We start from the raw sequence: 23318 nt of genomic DNA, 5'->3' as shown, positions 1-23318 counted from the left end.
CAACAGTCGGCGGCGCACCCTGAGGCCGGACGCCGGCACCCGCCCACCCACCCTCCGGCCCGCCGTGGCTGGCCACCGACTCCACCCACTCGGCCAGACCCGGCAAAGGCTCAAGCACAGCGGCCCCTTCGGGACGCTCTGCCGAACGACGGCGACGCTTACCCGCACCAGGTCGCACCGACCCGCCAGCAGCCGCCGCACTCATCGGCCACCATCCAGGCCCCAGGCGACCGCACCGCCCAGCACCTCAGGCGACCCATCACCCGACCCGCTCTCTAATGCCGCTTGCCCGTCCGCCTGCCGTCGTGCGATCTCTTGTCGGCCCCGCACCCGTTCCGCCACCAGCCGCAGCAGCCGCAACGCCGGAGACGGCAGATGGGGATCGGAGGACTTCACCCGTTCCCACACCAGCGCGCCCGCGTCCGCGTCACTGTCCGGCAAACCCAGCGCGGCCACCACCCAGGCCCGACGCTCGGCCCGGTACGCCTCCAGCGTCTTGCCCGACCACAGCCGCGAGACCAGCACCCGCCGACCGCCATACCCGGCGTTCTCGCTCCGGTGAGCCTTGCCCTTGCACCGGCCCGGGACCAGATGCGCGTGAGCGTCCTTCGGCTGGATGCCGTACCGCAGCCAGTTCGCGCACCGCTCCGAACACGGCTCCCACTTCAGGACTTCCATCAGGCGGCCCAGATGCGCCCGCCGCGCCCGCCGGACCTTCCCCCGCCCTTCCAGCGCCGCACCGCTCAGGCTCTTGGTCAGATACTTGGCCAGGTACCGCGCCCGCGCGTCCGCGTCCGGACTGTCACCCGTCAGCCCTTGAATGTCGAGCTGATCACCGAACCGCACCACATGCGCCGGACTCGCCTCCAGGTCCAGGCCGAGGGCGTCTAACGCCTCCTCCCACGTCGGGAGGATCTCGCCCGTGCCGGGATCCACCCAGTTGCCGACCTCCGCCGCATCCGCGCCGCCCGGAGCATCAGCCACCCACACCGGCATCTGGTCGCCGCGCTCCTGGTCGTACTTCACCTCACCCAGCGACGGCCACCACACCTGGTGATACGTCGCCGCCGCCACCTCTTTGATCGTCGCCCGGGGAATCGCGCCCCGGATCGCCATGTGCACGTGCGGAGCCAACCGCTTCTGCGACTCCACCGCCGCAAAGTACTGCACCTTGAACCCCGCCACCCGACGGAGGTTCTGCACGAACCGATCTACCAACTTGGCGAAATGCAACGCATCCCGCGCCGCCCGCACATAGTCGTAGGTGCTGGGATCGACCGGCACCCCGCCACCCTCACCACTGGACACTCGCCCATAGGAGGGAAGCGTGAGCGTGAGGAACATCGAGGGCCGGTGAACCTTCCCATCACGGCCCGCGAACGTGGGGCCGAGTGTGGTGTCCGCCATCGGCCGCGCGGGCAGATCCGGCGCATCCTGACGCCGTCTGGTCGAGCGCACCCGTCGCGCGCGTTCGGCCTCCTCCCGCTCGACCTCCGCCATCTCACGCGCCTGACCGATCTCGCCGTCCAGATCAGCCAGCACCGCCCGCAGATCCGCGACACTCACCCCATCCGGGGTCTCCTCCACACCCGCAGCCACCGCCGCGTCTAACTGGGCTTGCCACTCGGCCCGCAACCCGTCCAGGTGCGAGACGAACCCGTCCGCCGACATCTCCGGCAGCCCGCCCAAGACCTCCGGACCGGTCTCGACCGACGTCGGCACCCCACGCCCAGACCCAGAGCCGGGCGTGCGTTCGGGGTCGGCCTCCAAGTGCCAGCCCTCACGGCACTGAGCCAGCCGCAACAGACGGTTAGTCCGAGCACACGGAGCACACCGCGACTCCTGACGCGCCCCGCACGCCACCTCCACTAACCGAGACACCCCGGTAGCCGGATCGGTCACCCGGAACGGCAACGGACGCACGCACACCCCCACCCCGACCGCCGCCTGTTCGGCAACCTCCAGCGACAGCAGGCCCGCCGCGTGCAGGTCAAGCAGCCCCAGGCCCGCACCATCAGGAACGGGATCGTTGCCGGATTCACCGGTCCCGTATTCGCCGGAACTATATTCGTCGCGGCTGTATTCGTCGTGTTCGTATTCGTCGTATCCGAGATTTCCGCTGGTGATGTCAGACATAAGCACTCCAAGGGGTTTCGCCGGTAAACGGCGGCAACATTGACTGACGGTCGCTTGCATTGATTTCACGCATGACAAACCCTCCTCTTCGCATCGATTGAAAAACCGCAGCGCACGCGCAGCACATACACCGCGCATGCCGGATGCGGCAGGCCGCAAACAGAGCGGACACCGCATGCACACGTGTTCAGCAACGGAATGCAGAGGACATCTGGGTTCGCTAGCGCGCTGCAATCAGTCGCGCGACGGTCGGCATCCTGTGCCTGAAGGCGTCGACTCCCGCCCGGTCAGCCCCGGGATCTTCTTGGGAGGACGCACCGTCCCCTTCTCGTGATGCCCTTATCGCCTACATCCTGTAGGCGTATCACCTCTCCGCCAGAGCGCAGGCACCATGCCGTGAACACCCTGACCGGAACCCGCACCCGCCGGGCACCCTGCCAGGTCCGGACGCGAATTCCATGGAGCTGACATGATAGACGGACGGCGTCCCGGCATAGTTCCCCCCGCAGCGCCATTGATAACCGCGCGGCATAACGCCAGTTGACCAGCGGTCAAGGTGATTGTAAACCGTCTCGGATTCTCGCCCGCGAGCACGCCGGGCAGCGCCCGACAGTACGCAGCCCATCACCTATCGCTGTTTTGCCGAATTAATCTTATGAGTGTCAAGGCGCGGCCTGACGGCCGCGCGGGCGGCAGAACGCCGCCCTCCCCTCGCCGGGCGTGCGGCCTCCGGCCGGTCCCGGCGAGGAGCGGCAAGCCGCCCGCCAGCCGCAGCGGTCACACCTCAGGATCAAGGCTGACGAATCTTGACCTCACCTTCTCGCACCTTCGGGAAAGCGATGACGATTGAACCTGTTCACTCGGAACGCCAGTTGATCACCTACTGATTGGAGTCCCGTCATGCGACGAATCGTCTCGCTCGCCGTCTGCTCTGTGGCGCTCATCGGAGCTGCCACGATCGCGGCCGGTCCCGCGATGGCCGCCGCTCAGTGCGCCGAAGGTGCCTGCCCGGACAACGGATATCGGGGAAATGTCGCCAACATCGCGGCGAACCCCACACCACCCAACCAGAATCCTGGATGGACGATCGCCGAGGACAATGGAGAGGAGATTTCGATCGGTCAGGAAATCGCCAATCAGGCTTCAAAGGTATGGCAAAGGGACAAATGCTACATCGCCACCATGGGAGGTGGCACCGTGGGCGGGGCGGTCTCAGGCGGTATCAGCGGAATGGCGGGAGGTCCCCTCGCCGCCATCGCTGGTGCTGGAGCCGGAGCCTTCGGAGGGCTTATCGGAGGAATGGTCGGATCAGCCGCCTGCTGACCGTCTAGCGCCCATCGACCAACGCCTGCGGCATACGTAACGTCATGCCAACACCGCGCAACGCCTTCATAGCTCCGCGAGTGATGCTCCGAGATTGTGGCCTGACCAGTCGTGCGGGCAGTCCACACTCTTCAGGAAAACAACCCCTACATGGGGTCTGGAGAAGCAGGCACAGCCGCAGGCGTACCCGCCTATCCCGCAGCCGCCAGGGCAGCCACCGCCACCTGCTGGTTTGAATAGATTGGCAGGTAATCCCGCATGCCTAACATGCTCACTAGGCGAAGCACGAAGTCACTCACTCCGCCGAACGCCTTCCGGCCAGGACGCACCGAACCGTGAACAAAAGTGGCCAGCAGCAGCCGCATACCCGCGCTGTCGATGAACCTTACCTTTGACAAGTCCAGCACCAAATCAGGCGTCGCCTGGCTCCACGCCTCAACCAGGCGCTCCCTCAACTCGTCGACGTTCATCACGTCGACCTCACCGCTGACACTCATCACGACGATGGCACCCCTTGAGTGCAAGCGATCTCCACGCCGACCCTCCACGAGCCGCCGACTTGGCTGTGCTTGCAGCGAGAGGGATACCACACTCTCTCCGGACGCGACCGGTCGCCCCACAGTGATAGCCCGCCCTCGCTCCCCCGCGAGTCATGATCGCCATTCGGGCGCCAACGCGCATATCGTCGCAGGTACGTAACGCCTTCATCGTTGCGAACAAGTAAGGCGCGAAGAGTGGGGAATCGGTCGTGCGGACAGCCCCCGCACTCTTCGCGCGCCCCTGCCGAACAAACAGACCAGCTCCCGCAGGGGCGATCCCTTCAGGTCCAGATCAACGCGCGGCCGTGGCAGCGCCGGCCGAACTCGCTCAACGCTCGCCCCTACGGGGTGACCTGCGGTCATTCCGCCGGCCCAGTCACTCCCGTACCGACTTAGGCCCGTACCGCCATGACTCCGTACCCAGCGCTGCTTTCGGAGCCCAAGTTCGTCGGGTGGTCGCTGCCCGCCTCATTCAGTTCGGCCGAACGTCGACGCTGACTCGTGGCCACACGACGACGGGGCAGGCTGAACAGCTCTGGAAGCTAGCTCAACCCGCCCCGCCTCGATACCGCCGGACCGGCACATCCACGCAAGCGGGGGCTATCGCGCGGGCGAGCTTCCCCCGGCCATACAGCCGGTCCCTGGGGAGCTTCTCCGGTCCGGCGGCAGTCCTAATCTCTGCCGGACATGAACCGCGTCCACCAGAGTGGCGGCAGCGCCGCAGCCTTTCCCGTGAACACCGCCCACTCCGCATCGGTCATCGCCGCGATCCCCTCAGCGGGAGACCGCTCCGCGATCCACTGGCGGTCCAACCGGCCCAATGCGCCTCTGCACTCACGGGCCAGCCGCTCCCGCACCACCCACGACAGCGCCTCCCGCGTGGCACTCAGCGCCATAGCCTTACTGGCCTCATATCCGCTCTCCCGGCCTGGAGAGACGTCGCCCCGCGGAACCGCCGACTGTGGCCGCTTATCGCCGGGTGGCACGATCACCAGCCACCACCATTCATGCGCCGCCTCATCGCGTCCCCCGGGCCAACGCCTCCCGGTACCCCGGCACCTCGGCCGCAGCCAGCGCCGCCGAGATCACAGGCACCAGCCGGTCAGGCTCTCCGTCCCGCCCATGGACTCTCACCAGGTAGTGACCACCCGAATCGCCCAGGGTTACCGTCGCCGACACCGCACCAGTGGAGTCCAGCGCGACCACCTCGGGCGCGTCCCAGATCGCCGGAGCGGTGATCGCCGAAACGCCCGGTCCCCGCAGCAGCACACGTGCCGTGGTCGAACCAACGCACGGGATACCGACCTCTTCGAGCAGTCTGCGCACCCGATGAACCGCCGTGTTCTGCTCATCCAAGGTCAGGCGCGGCCCACGGGTCGGCAGCGGGTCAGGCCGCTCGCCGCCGTGCCTACCCACGGTCGTTCACCTGCGTGCCCGCCGGTCCGCTCGTCATGGGCTTGATCGCCACCCCGCCGAGGAACGCCGCCCCCGACCGATCAGGGCTTCTCTGCGCGTAGAGGTCGGGCTTCCAGCGGGGAACCTCGCAAAGTCCCGGCTCGATCAACTGCCAGCCCGCTCCGGTGATCAGGGCTTCGATCTGTTCGGCCGTACGAAGGACCATTCCGGCCGACGCCGACGCGTACACCCCGGCCGCCTCCTTGGCCGTTCCCGCGTCCAGTTCGCCCGCGCAGGCGTGGGAGACAACGAGGTAACTGCCTTCCGGCACCACCTCCCAGAGATCACGAAGGATCTCGCCGGGACCCTCGTCATCCGCGATGAAATGCATGATCGCTACGAGCAGGACCGTGAGTGGCTGGTCGAAGTCGAGCACGGCGCGCACGGCAGGGTCGTAAGCGATCTCCGTAGGCAGCCGCAGGTCGTGTTCGATCACCGCGACGCCGTCGCCCGCCGCCTTGGCCAGCAGTTGGCCGTGCAGCACCGCAACCCGGTCATTGTCGACGTACACGCACCGGCCGTGCTCCGTAGGAACCGACATCTCCGCGAGCTTGGCCCGCAATATCTCGTGCGTGTTGTCGCGCGTCGGCAGCCCGCTTCCGATGTCGAGGAACTGCCGAACACCCCGCTCCGCCAGCTCACGGACCGCCCGGCCCAGGAAGTACCGGTTCTCCCACACCAGTGTCCGCAGGTCGGGAACCAGCTCCAGCAGCCGATCAGCCGCCGCCCGGTCAGCCACGTAGTTGTCTTTTCCGCCCAGCAGGTAGTCGTAGATGCGTGCCACGTTGGGCACCGTTGGCTCGAAAGCCTTCTCGGGAGCTGTTGCCCGTCTGGATAACAGATCAGGCCCACCTAATTCGGCAAGGCTGCTCCGCTTGCCGCTTGTGTCCCCGCCCGTATGCTCTCCCATGGGTCGCACCTCCACGTGCGATCAAGGGACCCGTACGGCGTTAGCCCGCCTGCGGGTCCCGACTTTTACCTCCCTTGCCTGCTCGTATCGTCCTTGTATGCAAGAGGCCCTGCGTTGCGCGATTTGGCAACACAGAGCCTCTTGACTTGCTTGGCTGATAAAGCTAAATGCCGCTCCACTGAGCGAAAGTCCTGAGTTGATCGGTAGCACGCTGACGGGCGCGAAGTAGCGTGCCGACGGTCTCGTGAACTTCCGGGTGATACCGCGTGAGCTGGGGAGCGACGCGCCGCGCAGTCTCCAACGCCTCAAGCGCTTCTAGATGCTTGGCGGTCCAGGCCAATGATCCCGCACGCCGAATTTGGAATCCGGCAATTCGGGTTGGCTGGTAGTGATCAGGCATTTCAACCATTTCCGCCCAGCGAAGTGCGGCGTCATGGTCCTCTGAGTAGATGGCTACGTCCATCTTGCCCAGCGCCACATTCAGCGGTCCGAAGGCCAGGGCGTACCTGCCGATGCCGTTCTCCGCTCCCTGCCGTTCCATCGACGTCGCCAACGCATCCGCTTCAGCGAGCCATTCCTCACTTGCGGTGTCGTCACGCTGAGCGGCGGACAGGGTCGCGGCGCGAAGGAGCAGGGTGCCCCGGACGGCAGCCGTGGATGATTGGCCGTCGTCACCGAGATCACGAAGCGCGAGCTTCATCAATGCCACGCCCCGGTCTGGCCGGGACGCCTCCGCGTGGGTGATCTGCGCCCGTTCGTAGCGCTCGATCGCCACCTGTCGCGGGTCTCCCGACTGCGGCGCGGCGACGGCCATGCGGGCAAGGGCGAGCCGCGCCAGGTCCATGAAGCCGAGCCGGTAAGCGATGATCGCAGTAGTGCGCGCGACCTCGGCTTGCAGGTAGTGAGCCCTTTCCCGGTCAGCGCCAGGCTGGGTGTAGGTCTGCACTGCTACTGCCGTCAGCACGATCAGTTCCGGTAGCGCTTCAGCCGCCGCACCGAACTCCCCGGCCGCTCTCTGACGCGAGTTCTGTGACACCTTCGCCGCCAGCTCATCCAATGAGCCGTTCGGCAAATCGTCGTCCGGCAGAATGTCCCAGCTATCGAGCGCGCTACTGATCGGAGTCAGCAACGCGTCCAGTTGGTCACGCTGCAACATTTGAATGTACGGCTGACCATGAAGTACCGATACCGGGACACCGAGCGCGCGGGCTACTGACGCAACCACGGCCGGGCTCGCATATCGATCGCCTGATTCGATCCGGGAGAGGTGACCGGTAGAAACATGGGCTCTACGACCCAGTTCCGCTAGGGAGTAGTCGCGAAGTGCGCGCAGTTCTCGCATTCGCCGTCCGACGCCTACAGGCTCGCGCTCACCGAGGTCCGTAGGCGCGTTGCCGTGATACATGACACCATGCCTTCCTCAAGTAGACCCCTCCAGGCTACGGCGCATAGCAGGCATTTTGCAGGGGCATTCGGTGACACTTGGTGAGTATCCGCAGGGCATGGCCGCCGTAGGCTCTGCACCCGCCGCCCGATTGTCCGGGTCAGCCGGAACCCGTCAAGGACGGCCGTGAACGTAGGGCAACCAGCGCGCGAGGAAGGTCACCGGGCAAGGGAGCACGCGAGGCCATCCTTGACTGAGCGCCGTCCGATAGACCCGGAGCGGGCAGCTAGCGGGAGCAGCGCAGGTGTGGCACGCGCCCGAGGACTCGCGATGCATCTAGGCCAAACAGCCCGCATGCCCGGACTCGCGCACCAGGCAGCACGCGAGGTCACGGTTTGGTTTCACTTGCAGGTCATACATAAGCCCAGGTCAGAGGGTGCGCGGTTAGGTCACTCTACGAAGGTGCGTTTGTCCAGACACCGGCGCGCTCAGGCAAAGCACAACTAGACCTCAGGAAAGACCCCGTAGACCTCAGGAAAGACCCGCTCGGCGAGCACGCTCCACGACGCCGCCGATCACCTCGCCGACCCACTCGACGTCTTCGGCCGTCGACGTGTGACCGAGTGAGAACCGCAGCGACCCGCGGGCGCGCGCGCCGTCCTGGCCCATGGCCAGCAGCACGTGGGACGGCTGGGCCACGCCGGCCGAGCACGCCGACCCGGTCGAGCACTCGACTCCCTTGGCGTCGAGCAGCATCAGCAGGGCGTCGCCCTCGCACCCGGGGAACGTGAAGTGGGCGTTTCCCGGCAGCCGCTCGTCGAGGTCGCCGTTGACCACCACGTCGGGCACGGCGGCCCGCACCCTGGCGATCAGCAGATCGCGCAGGTCGGTCAGCCGGGCGGCGAGCGCGGCCCGGCGTTCGACGGCGAGCTTCACGGCCGTTGCGAACCCGGCGATGGCGGGCGCGTCGAGCGTGCCCGACCGCACGTCGCGCTCCTGGCCGCCGCCGTGCAGCACCGGCACCGGATCGACCCCGCGCGCCAGCAGCAGCGCCCCGACCCCCATGGGGCCGCCGACCTTGTGCCCGGAGATCGTCATCGCGTCGACGCCGGAGGCGGCGAAGTCGACGTCGAGTTGCGCGACCGCCTGCACGGCGTCGGTGTGGAAGGGCACCCCGGCCTCGTGGGCGATGGCCGCCAGCTCGTGGATCGGCTGGACCGTCCCTACCTCGTTGTTGGCCCACATCACGCTGACGAGCGCGACGTCGTCGCCGATCGCCGCGCGCAGCGTCTCGGGCCGCACCCGCCCCTTGGCGTCGACGGGCAGCAGTTCGACCTGGGCCGACTGGTGATCGGCCAGCCAGTGGGCCGGATCGAGGGCGGCGTGGTGCTCGATCGAGCTGAGCAGCACCCGCGGCCGCCGCCGCGCCCAGAACAGCCCCTTGATCGCCAGGTTGTCGGCCTCGGTCCCTCCGGCGGTGAACACGACCTCGCTGGGCCGGGCGCCGAGCGCACAGGCGATGGTCTCGCGCGACTCCTCCACGATGCGCCGGGTCCGGCGCCCCGCGGCGTGCAGCGACGAGGCGTTTCCGACCCGGGAGAGCTCCGCCACCATCGCGGCGACCGCCTCGGGAACCATCGGCGTGGTCGCGGCGTGATCCAGGTAGGCAGTTCGCACCAAACAAGCGTATCCGCAGTGAACTCCGACTCCACCGCCGGGAATTGGTGGTCGCCCACTACGGCCCGGGCCGTAAGGGCGACCTGAATCGGTCTGCCCGCCGGACAGCCCCCGGAAACCCCGCGTTCACGTGGTGGAAAGCAGAACCGACTCCGTTCCGTTACGGCTCCGCCCACCCGGCACTCCCCGCCGCCGCCCCCTCCCGCCGCACCCCACGCCACCCGGCCGCGCCACTTCCCACCGCGACGACGACAAGGACGACGACAAAGCGGAAGGGCGCCGGGACCGAGGTCCCGGCGCCCTTCCGGCCGTCGTCCGCAGCTGACTACTTCCGCTTGGTGATCTCGTCGATGAGCTGCGGCAGCACCTTGTGCAGGTCGCCCACCACGCCGAAGTCGGCGATCTCCCAGATGGGAGCCTGACCGTCCTTGTTGATCACCACGATGGTCTTGGCCGTCTGCATCCCGGCCCGGTGCTGGATGGCCCCCGAGATGCCCGCCGCGATGTAGAGCTGCGGCGCCACGGTCTTGCCGGTCTGCCCGACCTGGAACTCGTGCGGGTACCACCCGGAGTCCGTCACGGCCCGGGAGGCGCCGACGGCGGCGCCCAGCGAGTCGGCGAGCTGCTCGATGATCGAGAAGTCGGCGCCGACGCCGCGTCCGCCGGAGACCACGATCGCGGCCTCGGTCAGTTCGGGGCGGGAGCTCGACTTCTCCTTCACCCGCTCGACCACACGCGCCCCTCGGGCGGCGTCGGAGAGCGCGACGTCGACCTTCTCCTCGGCGCCCGCGCCAGCAACGGCCACCGGCTGGGTCGAGTTGGGCCGCACGGCGATGATCGGGGTGCCCTTGGCGACCTTGCTGTGCACGATCACGCCGCCGCCGAAGACGGGCTGCTCGGCGACGAAGCCCTCGGCCACGCCGACCGCGTCGGTGATCACGCCGCTGTCGGTCTTGATGGCCAGGCGGCCCGCGACCTCCTTGCCCTCGGTGGTCGAGGCGACCAGGACCGCCGCGGGCGACCGGCCGCCGACCAGCGAGGCGAGCAGTTCGGCCTTGGGGGCCACCAGGTGGTCGGCGATGTCGGCCGAGTCGGCGACGTAGATCTTCTCCGCGCCGTATTCCGACAGGCGGGCCTTGGCGGTGTCGGTGTAGCCGGGACCGGCCCACACGGCCGACGGCTCGCCGAGCGAGCGGGCCAGGGTGAGCAGTTCGAGGGTGACCTTCTTGATCTCGCCGTCGACCTGTTCGACGAGCACCAGGATCTCTGCCATTGCCAACCCTCCCTTAGATGAACTTCTTCGACACGAGGAACTCGGCCGCCTTGGTGCCGCCGTCGCCCTCGTCGTTGACCACGACGCCCTTGCCGCGCGGGGGCGCGGGGGTGAAGTCGGCGACCACGCTCCAGGCGGCGGCGAGGCCGATCTGGGCGGGGTCGATCTCGGCGTCGGCGATGCCGAGCTTCTCGATGGGCTTCTTCTTGGCCGCCATGATGCCCTTGAAGGACGGGTAGCGCGGCTTGAAGGGGTCGGGCTTCTCGACGACCGACACGACGGCGGGCAGCGTGGCCTCGACCTTGTCGTAGCCGTAGTCGGTCTGCCGGTGGATGCTGATGGCCGAGCCGGAGACCTCGATCTTGCTGGCGAGCGTGAGCTGCGGCACGCCCAGGCGCTCGGCGAGCATCGCGGCGAGCATGCCGGTGCGGGCGTCGGTCGACTCGGAGCCGAGGATGACGACGTCGAACCCGATCTTCTTGAGCGCCTGGGAGAGCGCGTAGGAGGTCGAGAGGGCGTCGGAGCCGTGCAGCGCCTCGTCGGACAGGTGGACGGCCTTGTCGGCGCCCATCGCGAGGGCCTTGCGGATCGCGTCGGTGGCCTGGTCGGGCCCCATGGTGAGGACCGTCACCTCGCCGCCGTGGGCCTCTTTCAGCTTGAGAGCGTCTTCGACCGCGTATTCGCAGAGCTCGTTGATGACCCCGTTGGCGCTGCGGTCGATCGTGTTGTCATCGGACCGCAGCTTGCGCTCGGTCGCGGTGTCGGGAACCTGCTTCACGCAGACGACGATGTTCATGGCCGGTGGCCGACCTCCCGTACTCAGACGGCTGACGCCGCAGCGGACGACTGGCTATTTGTTACCCACGGGTAGCTTACTCACAAACCCCGCGTACCGGGCACTTGACCTCACCATACCGAACTATGTTCTGGAAGTGCGCGGCGGGGGGTGGTCAGCTCGCGAGCACCAGCACACCCAGGGCGAAGAGCACGGCGCCGACGGCCAGCAGCAGGATAAACGTGCTGAAGAACGTGCTGAGCATCCACCAGAGGACGATGGAGCCCGCGATGGCCGACAGGTCGAGCACGACGCGCCCCTTCGCCTTCGCGGCCAGGCCGAACATGGCGTCGATGAGGAGCGCCAGACCGTACACGACGAGAAGGAGGAGAGAGGCCTCGGGCAGGTGCTCGCGGCCCGTCGCAGCGAGCAGGCCGACGACCGCGCAGGTGCCGACCACCCAGCGGCGCCGCACGACGTCTCTGCGGCGGGCGAAGGCGATCTCGGCCGGCGAGCGGGTGTCGGGCGGCGGCGCGGCCGCGGCCTTCAGCTCGACGGTCTCCTCCTCGCGGTGGGCGCCGGCCGTCACCGGGGTGACCGGGCGCTGGGCGCCCAGGCGGGCGAGCAGCTGACCGGCGGTCGGACGCGCCGCCGGGTCGATGGCGAGGGCGTCGCGCAGGATCGGCACCAGCCACGACGGCACCCCGGTCAGGTCGGGCTCGTGGTGGACGATCCGGTAGGCGACCGCCGGGGCGGGCCCCTGGCCGTAGATCGGGCGGCCGGTGGCGGCGTAGGCGAGCGTCGCGGCGAACGCGAACACGTCGGCGGGCGGCCCGGCCTCCCGGCCTTCGAGCACCTCGGGGGCCAGGTAGCCGGGGGTGCCGACGACCGCGCCGGTGTCGGTCACCGAGACCAGGTCGAGCGCGGAGGCGATGCCGAAGTCGATGAGATAGGGCTCGCCGTCGGCCAGCATCACGTTGGCCGGCTTCAGGTCGCGGTGGACGACCCCCGCGTCGTGGATGGCCGCCAGCGCCTCGGCCAGGCCGCGCGCCAGCCGCAGCAGATCGGCGTCGTCCTTGACCGGGCCCTCGGCGACGATCGTGGACAGGGCCCGGCCGGGCACGTAGCGGGTGACGATGTAGGGCCGGTCGCCGTCGAGCGACACGTCGAGCACCTCGGCGATGTGCGGCCCGCGGACCCGCAGCATCGTCTCGACCTCGCGCGACAACCGGGTGATGGCCGAGCCGTCGGCCACTATGTGGGGGTGGAGCACCTTGACCGCGACGGTGCGCCCCTCGGCGTCGAGCGCCAGATGGACCTCACCGAACCCACCCTTGCCAAGGGGCGACAGCAGCCGGTAGGGACCGGCGTTAGAGACGCTCGACTCCACCGGCTGCTCCCTTCAGGATTCACGAGTCATCGTGCCCCGTCGCGGGCTCTGGCTCACTTCCCGACGAGGAAACCCAGTCCGATCTGGCTCATCAGGTCTTCGAACAGGCCGGTGATCAGGTTGACCGCCGTGTCCTGTCCCTTGCCGAGACTGGCCACCAGGTCGTCGATCACGGCCGACGGCGGCCGCCAGGGCGTCCAGACGGCTTCGGCCGACAGCGCGGTCATCACGATGAAGAACGCCAGCGTGCCGAAGACCAGGGTGACCACCATGCCGGCGCCGGGACTGCGGATGACGCCCGCCAACGCCCGCTGCACCGCCTGGCGCGGCTTGCGCCCGCCCGGCAGCAGGAACAGCCCGCCGACGAACGCCGCCGCCGCGTAGGCCGCCGCACCGTCGGTCGTCAGCCCGCCCAGGTAGCGGCACGCCCCCCAGACGCAGATGCCGAACAGGATGCCCAGCGGGACGTGGATCAGGGTCGCCAGCACCGCCTTGACCAGCGCCCAGGGAGTGCCGAGCAGGGCCCGCATCGGGTCGGAGTTGCTGGTGCCCCGGATCGAGCGGCGCTCGCTCAGGTCGCCGATCAGCGAGTTGCCGACCCGCAGGCACAACACCAGCACGATCGCGAACAGGCTCACCATCACCGGCAGCAGGCACGCCGCGCCGATCAGCGTCGCCAGCATCAGCGCCGCCATCACGGGGTGGCTGGTCTTGTATCGCGGCCGGTCCTGCTGCGGCTGCGCCGGTGGCGGCGTGTAGGGCGGCGGCGCGGGCGCCGGCCGCTGCTGCTGGGGCGCCGGGAACCCGGCCACCCGCTGGTCGGCGTAGGGAGGCGGCGCGAACTGCGGCGGCGGCTGGTAGGGCGGCGGGTGGGCCGGGACGTAGGGCGGCGGCTGCGCGGGGCCGCCGGAACGCCGCTGCCGCGACTCCTTCTGCGGCCGGGGCTCGCGCTCGGGCGCGACGTAGTTGACCGGCGGCAGCAGGTCGGAGAAGGTCTCGTCGCGCCGGGCCGCGGGCACGACGTCGTCGAGCACGCGGGTGCCGTCGTTCAGGACGCGGGTGCCGTCGTTGAGGACGCGGGTGCCGTCGGTGAGCACCCGGGTCCCGTCGTTGAGGACCCTGGTGCCGTCGGCCAGCACGCGGGTGCCGTCGGAGAGCACGCGGGTGCCGTCGGGCTGCTGGTTCCGCTGGACGGCGGTGCCGCCCTCCTTGAACACCGTCACCGTCGGGTCGAGGGCGCGCGAGAGCTTCAGCAGCGACCCGGCCGTGGGACGGGCGGTGGAGTCGGTGGCCAGGGCGAGCCGCAACCAGCCGCGCAGGAACGCGGGCGCGGCGTCGACCTGGGCCTTGCCCTCCAGGATGTTGTAACAGACCGCCTCGAAGGTGCCCTGGCCGAACGGCGGCTTGCCGGTCGCGGCGAAGAACACGGTCGCGGCCAGCGCGTGGACGTCGGCGGCCTGGGTGATCTCGCTGTCCCGGATGATCTCCGGCGCGAGGTAGCCGGGGGTGCCGACGAACATGCCGGTCTGGGTCAGCCGGGTGGCGTTGACGAGGTGGGCGATGCCGAAGTCGATGACCAGCGGCTCGAACGTGCCCGACCCGTCGTCGACGAGCATCACGTTGGCCGGCTTGAGGTCGCGGTGGATGACGTCGGCCTGGTGGATGGCCACCAGCGCCTCGCACAACCCCCGGGCCAGCCTGGTCAGTTCGTCACCCTTGAGCGGCCCGTCTTCGAGCACCCGCTGTTCGAGCGTGCGGCCCGGCGCGAACCGGGTGACGATGTAGGGCGTGGCGCCGGTCAGGTCGGCGTCGAGCACCGCGGCGACGCGGCCGCTGCGCACCCGGCGCATCGTCTCGACCTCGCGGGTGAGACGGTCGCGTGCCTTCAGGTCGGATGCGACGTGTGGGTGGAGGACCTTGACGGCGACTTGGCGGTCGTCGGAGTCGAGCCCCAGATGGACGACGCCCATCCCGCCCTCGCCAAGTCGCCGGAGCAATCGGTACGGACCGATCCGCTCCGGTGCTTCCGTTGTGGCCACCTATGACCCCCCTAGTCCTGATTTCCGCAGTTGTTCCAGCCGTTGTGTCAGCTCCGGCAGGTCGAAACCCCAGATCAAACCTGCCGTGTGGATATCGGAACTGAGCGACAACAGCGCGACTCCCGCGAGGACCACCGCCACCACCCCCACGATGGCCGCGACCCCGATCGCCATACCCCTGGTGGGGAACAGCGATGCCAGCGTACGGCGTACCTGGCGGGTGGGGGCCTCGACGGCCGGGCCGGCGCAGATCGTCCAGAGGGCGACCGCGACGCCCCAGCCGAGAGTGGCGGGGATGTCCATGTTCGTGAGCACCGTCAGCAGCAGCGTGACGGGGATGCCGAGGATGAGGCCGTAGAAGATGAGCCCGAGCGTCGCCCCGGCCGACCTGGCCAGCGCGGCGGGCTCGTTGAGCACCCGGAACACGTCGCCCGCCGCCGCGCTGACCTGCCGCTGGCCGTTGAGCTGCGGCTGGGCGATGTCGGCGGCCCGGAACAGGATGACGCTCGGGATGACGAGGAGCGCGGCCAGCGTCGGCGCGATGGCCGCGCCGCCGAGCAGCGCGACCTGCATGAGCACGCTCGCCACGCCGTAGGCCCGGGAGCGCTGCAACATGGCGCCCGGACGGGCGCTCGGGTTGTGCAGCGGCGGGGGCGGCGGCACACGCAGCGTCTCGAGGAACGGCGCGGGCTTGGGCTGGTGGACCTGCGGGGTGCGCTCGTAGAGCTCCGCGGGCTGCTCGAAGAACGCCTGCTGCGGGTTCTGCGACTGGCGCAGTTCCTCGGGCCGGACCCGGCGCGTGGGCAGGTCGCCGTCGCGCGGCTGCTCCCAGCCGCCCTGACCGGCCCGGCGGGTCGGCATGTCGCCGTCGTTCCAGCCGCTCTGCTGACCCGGCATCCGCGTGGGGATGTCGCCCTCGCCGGAGAGCCCGGCCCGGCGCAGGTCGTCGCCGGTGACGCGGACCGTCGGGAACGGGTCGCCGCCGCCCCGGCCGGGAACGTGCCCGGGGCCGGACGGGTTGACGGCCGGCCGCGGCGCGGTCGGCTCGGCGGGCCCGGTGTTCGACCCGGTGTTCGACCCGGTGTTCGGCCCGGTGTTCGGCCCGGTGTTCGGCCGGCCCGTGAGGCCGGAAGGGCCGGTCCCGTGCTGCTGGGCGGCGTTCTGCCCGGTCTGCCCCGGATAGCCGGATGCGCCGGTGCCCGGATGAGCCGGTCCCGGGCGCGGACCGGTGCCGGGACCCGTCTGTCCCGGGTAGCCCGGGTTCGGGCGGTTCGGGTGGCCCTGGGTCGGGCGGACGTCGCTCGTCGGGAGCGGCTCGGGCGGCGGCTGGTGGCCGGCGTAAGGGGTGTCGTTCAGGAGGGAGACGTACTCCTCCTGCGTCGGCTGGCGGCGCACGACCGGCGTGATCAGGGGGTTGGCCTTGCCCGCCACCGGCTGGTTGACCTGGTCGGTCGACGGGGGCCGCGGCGTGGGCGGCGGGCCCTCGACGCCGAAGGCGGCGATCGGCTGGCCGGTCTGGTCGTCGATGTTGGGGACCGTGGTGACCTCGTCGGGCACCCGGGGACGGCGGGCCTGCGGCATCAGCCGGGCCACCTGCTCGCGCAGCTCGACCGCCCGGGGCCGGCGCGAGGGGTCGCGCTGGAACGCCGCGCGCAGCACCGACTGGATCACCGGCGGGGCGGCGTCGACGTTCGCCTTGCCCGACGTGATGTTGAAGAAGATCATCTCCAGCGTGCCCTTGCCGAACGGCGGCAGGCCGGTCGCGGCGTAGAGCAGGGTGCCGGCCCAGGCGTGCACGTCGACCTCGGGCCCGGCCTCGTGACCCTCGATGATCTCGGGGGCGAGGTAACCGGGGGTGCCGATGAACATGCCGGTCTGGGTCAGCCGGGTCGCGTCGACCGCCTGGGCGATGCCGAAGTCGATCAGCACCGGGTCGCCGTCGAGCATGAGCACGTTGCCCGGCTTCAGGTCGCGGTGGATGACCCCGGCCGCGTGGACGGCCGCCAGCGCGTCGGCCACGCCGTAGGCGATCTTGAGCAGGCCTTCGACCGACATAGGCCCGTCGTGTTTGATCAGGTCGTCGAGGGGTTTGCCGGGGACGTAGCGCGTGACGATGTAGGGCCGCTGGCCCGTCACGTCGGCGTCGACGACCTCGGCGATGTAGGGGTTGCGGACCCGCCGCATCGTCTCGACCTCGCGGGAGAGCCGGCGGCGCGCGGTGTCGTCGCCGGCGACCTCCGGGCGCAGCACCTTGACGGCCACCTGCCTGCCGTGAGGATCGAGGGCCAGGTGGACCACGCCCATGCCGCCTTCACCGAGCCGCCGGAGCAGCCGGTAGGGGCCAAGTCGGTCGTCCTGATTCATGCCTTAAGCACCATACCGACTAAAACACCGCCCATGAGTGAACCATCAGGCCACATTCCTGCCCTGTACAACGGCAGGATTGGTCCAACGGTTTCCCACCCTACGGTCACAAAGTGAGCAACAGCACCTCTCCCCCGGTGGCGGTGACGAGATCACTACCGGAAAGCGCCAGCTTGGACCGGCGAAGCCCGCTGCCGATGACGACGAAGTCGCGGCGGGTCACGTTTTCGTCAACGAGGACCGGCCAGCCCTCGGGCAGCCCGATCGGCGTGATTCCGCCGTATTCCATCCCGGTCAGTGAGACGGCGTCGTCCATCGGCGCGAACGAGATCTTGCGGGCGTCGAGGTGGCGCCGCACGATCCCGTTGATGTCGGCGCGGTGGGTGGCGAGCACCATGACGGCCGCGTAGCGGGTCTCGCCGCCGCGCTTGGCCGCCACGACGACGCAGTTGGCCGAGTCTTCGAGGGCGACGCCGTACTTCTCGCAGAAGGCGGCGGTGTCGGCCAGGCCGGGGTCGATGGCCGTGGCCCGCAGGTCGATCTTCAGGTCTGGTACGGCCTTCGCCACCGGTTCGGCCAGCAGATCGAGGTGGTCGGCGGCGGGCGCCCAATCCAGCATCAGTTCTCCTTCAGCGCCCTCTCGTGGATCGAGAGCACTGCCTTGCGCGCGGACTCGAAGGCCCCAGCCTGCCAGCCCACGAGGCCGGTCAGCCAGTCGCCCGCCAGGTAGACGCGCCCGTGGGCCTGCCGCACGTCCTGGAGGCCGGCGGTAATCATGCCCTCGATGTGCGGCCGGTTCGCCCAGGAGACCGAGACGCCCGACAGCAGGTCCTCGCGGTAGCGGGGCCCGTGGACCTGTTCGCCGGCCCGCAGCGCGCGCTCCAGGCGGGCGGCCGGCGACAGGACGTCGTAGGCGGCGGCCTGGTCGGCCACGTTGTAGTAGCCGACGAGCAGGCCCCGGCGTTCGTGGAAGCCGTGTGAGGGATACCAGATGCGGCCGATGTCGAGGTCGGTCTCGCTGGTGCCGCCGTAGATGTTCTCGTCGAGCTCCCACCAGCGGCGGCCGTACTCCAGGCCGAGCTTGCCGCCGGCCAGGAGGAAGCCCCCGCCCAACTGGAAGACGACCTCCTGCGGGAGCGAACTCGGCACGCGGGCCAGGATGTGCGGAGGCAGAGTGGCGACGCAGTAGTCGGCCCGGACGGAGCCGTTCCGGTGCTCGACGACGACCTCGCGGCCGGTGTCGGTGATCCTCGTGACCGGCGCGCCGGTCCTGATGCGGTGGCGGCCGACGTTGGCGACCAGGGCGTCGACGATGCGGTCCATGCCGCCGACCGGCTGGAACATCGGCATGGCCTGGTCGTGGGCGAGGTCCCAGGTGAGGGCGTGGGGGATCCGGTAGCCCAGCACCTCGCCGACCGACGGGATCGGGCCGGTGTCGGCGCGGCGCTCGCCGCCCTCGTAGGTGAGCCGCTCGCCGAGCTGGCCGAACTCGCGTAACAGGTCGAGCAGGTCGGTCTTGTCGGCGGCGGTGAGGTCGGCGTCGAGGGCGCCCTGGTTCGCGGCCTTGGCCAGCAGCTCGGACAGGTGGCCCTGGGTGTCGGCGCGGGCGGTGCGCAGCCGGATGGACCTCCCCGAGGTGTGGACGTAGGCGTCGGCGTTGGAGTTGACGAAGATCTCCAGGGGCACGCCGAGCTCGCGGCAGTAGTCCATGGTGATCATCCACTGGGCGATGCGGGCCGGTCCGGCGTTGAAATAGCCGCCGTCGCGGAAGGCGGCCCGCTGGGTGACGCCGCCGATCTCGGTGATCTCGTCGCCGCCCCGGATCGTCAGGTTCCGGCCGCCGACCTTCTTGGCGGCCTCCAGGATCGTGACGTCGTACCCGCCCTTGAGCAGTTCGTAGGCGGTGGCCAGGCCGGCGATGCCGGCGCCCAGGATGACGACGCGCTTGGGCGAGCGCCCGGTCAGGGTGAAGTCGCCCGGCTGGGGCGCGGTGAAGGTGTTCGCCTGGCTCGACGGGACGAGGCCGAGCGCGCCCATCGCGGCCAGCATGGCGCCGGCTCCCCCGGCGACGCCGAGCCCGTGGAGCAGCGCCCTGCGGCTTAATTCACCTGTCACCCATATACACCGCTTCCGCACGCGACCTGGCCGGCGATCATGGCGTACAGCCCGAAGAGTGCCATGATCTCCCGGTAGTCGGGCGTTGTGAACTCGGTGTTCCTTGCCGATTTGCGCCGGGTTCCCGGGATGATCGCGCAGGCCGAGGCGATGGCGGTGCTGTTCCACTCCACTTCGAGCGTGTACGGCGGCTCGATCGCATAAGGCTGGAAGTCGGTCAGCCGGTTCAGGGCGGTGAAGGCCGACTCCTCGATCTTCCGCTGGGCCACCTCGATCGGCAGCAGTTCGGCGGCGAACATGTCGATGCCCTGCTTGACGGCGACCGTCTCGACGTCGCCGAGCACCTCGCGCGCCTCCTCGCAGACCGCCACGTCGCCGGTGACCAGCACGACCGGCACCCCGACGAACCCGGCGTACGCGGCCACCAGCCGGGTCTCGCCGCAGATCTCGCCGTTGAGCCAGACGTTCTGGATCTCCTTGCCCATCCACGTGTGGTTGAGCACGCCGTGGGAGACCCCGGCCCGCGCGTGGTAGCCCGCGAAGATCGCGGCGTCGAAGCCCTCGGTGAGGCCCTGGCCCATGCGGTGGGGCTTGCCGGGACCCCGGATGAGGGTGGCACGCGGGTCGAGCTGGTCGACGCGCAGGTTCCTGGTCGAGCCGTGGGCGTCGTTGACCAGCACCTGCGTCGCCCCGGCCGCGAACGCGCCCCGGACGACGGCGTTGGCGTCGCCGGTCATGAACTCACAACCGCGCTCGTAGCCCCGGCCGCCGTGGTGCATCTCCTCGGGGTCGGTGAGCCCGGTGACGCCCTCCATGTCGACGGACAGGTAAACCCGCATCAGTAGCTCCGCAATCGATCGACCTCACGGCGCAGCGCCACGACCTCCCGGCGGAGCATCTGGATCTCCCACAACGCCTCCTTCATGTCCTGCGCGTGGTCGGCCCGGGTGACGTACCGGGCGTCGACCCGGACGCGGACGGCCCGGCGCAGCCGGGGCGGGGCGAGCACACGGAGAACGAGGCGGAGGACGGGCCGCATGACCCGAAACCCTAGCCGGGATGCGAGGAACGTTCCGCACCCAATGGTCACAATAACCGCACGGGACGGGTGCCCCCCGCCAGGGGGAACCCGTCCCGGAGGTGGATCCTTAACGAAGCGTGCCGTTGGTCATGCCGGCCGGCTCCTCGGGCACCGCGATCAGGCCCAGTTCGGCGGGCGAGGCCATCAGCGGGTGGAAGGGCACCACCCTGACCGAATAGCCGAACGCGCCGGTCCGGTCGAGCGGGATCACGCCGGTGTAGGTGGCGTGGCCGTCGTCGTCGAGCGAGCCGACGGTCAGCTTCACGTGGTTGGGCTCGATCAGCTCGTCGTGCTGGCCGACCCGGCCGTAGGCGGCCTGCACCTCGACGTCGTCGGGCGGCAGCTCGCCCAGCGCGATCGTGGCGTTGACCTCCATGGCGGCCCCCAGTTCCGGGGTGTCGCCGATGCCGGCCGTCTCGACGTGCTCGACCCGGACGGCGGGCCAGGCCTGCGAGACCCGCAGCTTCCAGGCCGCGAACGCCCTGGCCTGGGCGTAGCCGTCGCCCGACAGCGCCTTGGCGGCGCCGGCCGCCGGGCTGTAGAGCTCGACGACGTAGTCGCGCAGCATCCGGCCGGCCAGCACCTTCGGCCCGAGCGAGCTGAGGGTGTGCTTGACCATCTCCAGCCAGCGGCGCGGCAGGCCGTCGGCGGCCCGGTCGTAGAACCGGTCGGCGACCTCGCGCTCGATCAGGTCGTAGAGGGCCGAGGCCTCCAGTTCGTCACGCCGGTCGGGGTCGTCGACGCCGTCGGCGGTCGGGATGGCCCAGCCGTTGTTGCCGTCGAACCACTCGTCCCACCAGCCGTCGCGGATCGACAGGTTCAGGCCGCCGTTGAGCGCGGCCTTCATGCCGGAGGTGCCGCACGCCTCCAGTGGGCGCAGCGGGTTGTTCATCCACACGTCGCAGCCCTGGACGAGCAACTGGCCGACGGTCATGTCGTAGTCGGGCAGGAAGACGATGCGGTGGCGCACGTCCTCCATGTCGGCGAACTTGATGATCTGCTGGATGAGCTTCTTGCCGCCCTCGTCGGCCGGGTGGGCCTTGCCGGCGATCACGATCTGGACCGGCTTGACCGGGTCGAGCAGCAGCGCGCGCAGCCGCTCGGGGTCGCGCAGCATCAGCGTGAGCCGCTTGTAGGAGGGCACCCGGCGGGCGAAGCCGATGGTCAGCACGTCGGGCGACAGGGCCTCGTCGGTCCAGGTGAGCTCGGCGTCGGAGGCGCCGCGCTGCCGCCACGACCGGCGCAGGCGCTTGCGGGCGTCGTTGACCAGGTTGGCGCGCAGTTGCCCGCGGATGGTCCACAGGTCGGCGTCGGAGAGCTTCTGCACGCCCTCCCAGCCCTGGGCGCGCTCGACGATCGTCGGCAGCTCCTTGCCGGCCAGTTCCATGACCTCGCGCCCGACCCAGGTGGGGGCGTGCACGCCGTTGGTGATCGAGCCGATCGGGATCTCCGACAGGTCGAAGCCCGGCCACAGGCCCTGGAACATGCCCCGGCTGACCTCGCCGTGCAGGACCGACACGCCGTTGACCCGCTGGGCCAGGCGCATGCCCATGACGGCCATGTTGAAGACGGCCTTCTCGCCGTCGCCGGAGTCGGGCTCGGCGCCGAGGGCGAGGATGCGGTCGACCGGCACGGTCGGCCAGGCGTTGTCGCCGCCGAACTGGCGGGCGATCATGTCGGCCGGGAAGCGGTCGATGCCGGCCGGGACCGGGGTGTGGGTGGTGAAGACGGTGCCGGCGCGGACCGCCTCCAGTGCCTCGTCGAACGACAGGCGGGCCTCGGTGAGCTCGCGGATGCGCTCCAGGCCGAGGAACCCGGCGTGGCCCTCGTTGGTGTGGAAGACCTGGGGCTCGGCGTGGCCGGTGATGCGGCAGTAGGCCCGGATGGCGCGCACACCGCCGATGCCCAGGAGGAGCTCCTGGAGCAGGCGGTGGTCGCCGCCGCCGCCGTAGAGGCGGTCGGTGACGTCGCGGGCGGTGGTGTCGTTGTCGGCCACGTCGGAGTCGAGCAGCAGCAGCGGGATGCGGCCGACCTGGGCGACCCAGATCTGGGCGTGCAGGCCGGTGCCGCCCGGGAGGCTGATGCGGATGCGGGCCGGGCCGCCGTCGTCCTCCTTGAGGAGGGTCAGTGGAAGGCCGCCCGGGTCGAGCGAGGGATAGTGCTCCTGCTGCCAGCCCTCCGGCGACAACGACTGGGTGAAGTAGCCGTGCCGGTAGAGCAGGCCGACGCCCAGGATCGGCACGCCGAGGTCGGAGGCGGCCTTCAGGTGGTCGCCGGCCAGGATGCCGAGGCCGCCCGAATACTGGGGAAGGGCGGCGGCGATGCCGTATTCGGGAGAGAAGTAGCCGACGGCGGCGGGCGCGTCCTCCAGCGTCTGGTACCAGCGCGGCGCCGTCATGTACTCGCGGAGGTCGTCGGCGGCGTCGGCCAGGCGGCGCAGGAAGCGCCGGTCCTGCGCCAGGGCGCGGAGCCTCTCGGCCGAGACGGCGCCGAGGAGGGCCACGGGGTCGTGCTCGACCCGCTCCCAGACCTCGGGGTCGACCTCGGCGAACAGGTCCATCGTCTCCGGGTGCCATGACCAGCGGAGATTCTGGACCAGCTCGCCAAGCGGCGCGAGCTCGGCCGGAAGGACGGTACGGACGGTGAACCTGCGTATAGCTCTCACGTGGCCAGACCCTAGGCGATCGGAGGGGGTGGATGTGGCCGGAACTTCGCGCCACACAGTGCGAACTCACCATTGGCATACCTGCTCAAACCTCACCGAACGGCCGGGGTGACGGTGAGTACGTGTACGTCGCACGAACCTCTGGGGACCCGTGGATGACACGCGGGTTTGACCCGTCGGACTGACTTTCAT

The 23318-nt window shown here is 69.7% G+C and carries 17 protein-coding genes and 1 pseudogene; 1 reads left to right on the top strand and 17 read right to left on the bottom strand.

Annotated elements, in window-relative coordinates; translation table 11 throughout:
• Positions 1 to 201 precede the first annotated feature (201 nt).
• On the bottom strand, positions 202 to 2136 hold the full coding sequence (locus tag AW273_RS17870; RefSeq protein WP_063910004.1) for a replication initiator: 1935 nt from the start codon (positions 2134 to 2136) through the stop codon (positions 202 to 204).
• Between the two features lie 900 nt (positions 2137 to 3036).
• Between AW273_RS17870 and AW273_RS37280 the strand changes: the two genes are divergently transcribed.
• Positions 3037 to 3459, top strand: coding sequence for a hypothetical protein (locus AW273_RS37280; protein ID WP_157555889.1), 423 nt, complete (start codon positions 3037 to 3039; stop codon positions 3457 to 3459).
• A 191-nt stretch (positions 3460 to 3650) separates the two neighbouring features.
• Here the strand turns inward: AW273_RS37280 and AW273_RS17865 are convergent, their stop codons facing one another.
• The 16 genes and pseudogenes from AW273_RS17865 to glgP form a co-directional block, all read right to left on the bottom strand.
• Positions 3651 to 4007: an STAS domain-containing protein gene (locus AW273_RS17865; protein ID WP_269750251.1), complete on the bottom strand. Its 357-nt coding sequence runs from the start codon at positions 4005 to 4007 to the stop codon at positions 3651 to 3653.
• Positions 4008 to 5015: 1008 nt separating this feature from the next.
• Positions 5016 to 5324 (bottom strand): hypothetical protein, encoded by a 309-nt coding sequence (locus AW273_RS17855; protein WP_157555887.1) that lies wholly within the window; start codon positions 5322 to 5324, stop codon positions 5016 to 5018.
• 82 nt (positions 5325 to 5406) lie between these two features.
• The gene (locus AW273_RS17850) at positions 5407 to 6363 is read right to left on the bottom strand and encodes an SAM-dependent methyltransferase (protein ID WP_083949845.1); all 957 of its coding nucleotides are present in this window, start codon (positions 6361 to 6363) and stop codon (positions 5407 to 5409) included.
• A 163-nt stretch (positions 6364 to 6526) separates the two neighbouring features.
• A complete protein-coding gene (locus AW273_RS17845) occupies positions 6527 to 7519 on the bottom strand; it encodes a hypothetical protein (RefSeq protein WP_062349461.1) in 993 nt (330 codons plus the stop codon).
• A gap of 36 nt (positions 7520 to 7555) precedes the next feature.
• Positions 7556 to 7705 (bottom strand): annotated as a pseudogene (locus AW273_RS39350) (helix-turn-helix domain-containing protein); the annotation flags it as partial.
• Positions 7706 to 8278: 573 nt separating this feature from the next.
• Positions 8279 to 9424: a cysteine desulfurase family protein gene (locus AW273_RS17840; protein WP_083949843.1), complete on the bottom strand. Its 1146-nt coding sequence runs from the start codon at positions 9422 to 9424 to the stop codon at positions 8279 to 8281.
• A gap of 325 nt (positions 9425 to 9749) precedes the next feature.
• Positions 9750 to 10697, bottom strand: a complete 948-nt coding sequence (locus AW273_RS17835; RefSeq protein ID WP_062349459.1) for an electron transfer flavoprotein subunit alpha/FixB family protein — start codon at positions 10695 to 10697, stop codon at positions 9750 to 9752.
• A 13-nt stretch (positions 10698 to 10710) separates the two neighbouring features.
• Positions 10711 to 11493 (bottom strand): electron transfer flavoprotein subunit beta/FixA family protein, encoded by a 783-nt coding sequence (locus AW273_RS17830; RefSeq protein ID WP_062349458.1) that lies wholly within the window; start codon positions 11491 to 11493, stop codon positions 10711 to 10713.
• Positions 11494 to 11647: 154 nt separating this feature from the next.
• Positions 11648 to 12862: a serine/threonine-protein kinase gene (locus tag AW273_RS17825; RefSeq protein WP_062349457.1), complete on the bottom strand. Its 1215-nt coding sequence runs from the start codon at positions 12860 to 12862 to the stop codon at positions 11648 to 11650.
• Between the two features lie 53 nt (positions 12863 to 12915).
• Positions 12916 to 14901, bottom strand: a complete 1986-nt coding sequence (locus tag AW273_RS17820; RefSeq protein WP_062349456.1) for a serine/threonine-protein kinase — start codon at positions 14899 to 14901, stop codon at positions 12916 to 12918.
• Entirely contained in the window at positions 14902 to 17265 is a 2364-nt protein-coding gene (locus AW273_RS38675; RefSeq protein WP_083949842.1) for a serine/threonine-protein kinase, read from the bottom strand. It abuts the gene before it with no gap.
• Positions 17266 to 17371: 106 nt separating this feature from the next.
• Positions 17372 to 17884, bottom strand: a complete 513-nt coding sequence (locus AW273_RS17810; protein WP_062349454.1) for a YbaK/EbsC family protein — start codon at positions 17882 to 17884, stop codon at positions 17372 to 17374.
• A complete protein-coding gene (locus AW273_RS17805; RefSeq protein ID WP_062349453.1) occupies positions 17884 to 19380 on the bottom strand; it encodes a flavin monoamine oxidase family protein in 1497 nt (498 codons plus the stop codon). Before AW273_RS17805 ends, AW273_RS17810 begins: the two co-directional genes overlap by 1 nt.
• Positions 19377 to 20219 (bottom strand): M55 family metallopeptidase, encoded by an 843-nt coding sequence (locus AW273_RS17800; RefSeq protein ID WP_062349452.1) that lies wholly within the window; start codon positions 20217 to 20219, stop codon positions 19377 to 19379. Before AW273_RS17800 ends, AW273_RS17805 begins: the two co-directional genes overlap by 4 nt.
• Positions 20219 to 20419 (bottom strand): hypothetical protein, encoded by a 201-nt coding sequence (locus AW273_RS17795; RefSeq protein WP_062349451.1) that lies wholly within the window; start codon positions 20417 to 20419, stop codon positions 20219 to 20221. Before AW273_RS17795 ends, AW273_RS17800 begins: the two co-directional genes overlap by 1 nt.
• Positions 20420 to 20528: 109 nt before the next feature.
• A complete protein-coding gene (gene glgP / locus AW273_RS17790; protein ID WP_062349450.1) occupies positions 20529 to 23126 on the bottom strand; it encodes an alpha-glucan family phosphorylase in 2598 nt (865 codons plus the stop codon).
• Positions 23127 to 23318 lie beyond the last annotated feature (192 nt).

The sequence above is a fragment of the Herbidospora yilanensis genome (genome assembly GCF_001570565.1).
Classification (GTDB): domain Bacteria; phylum Actinomycetota; class Actinomycetes; order Streptosporangiales; family Streptosporangiaceae; genus Herbidospora; species Herbidospora yilanensis.
The sequence above is the reverse complement of the archived record's forward strand: the minus strand, read 5'-3'. Positions and strand labels throughout refer to the sequence as shown.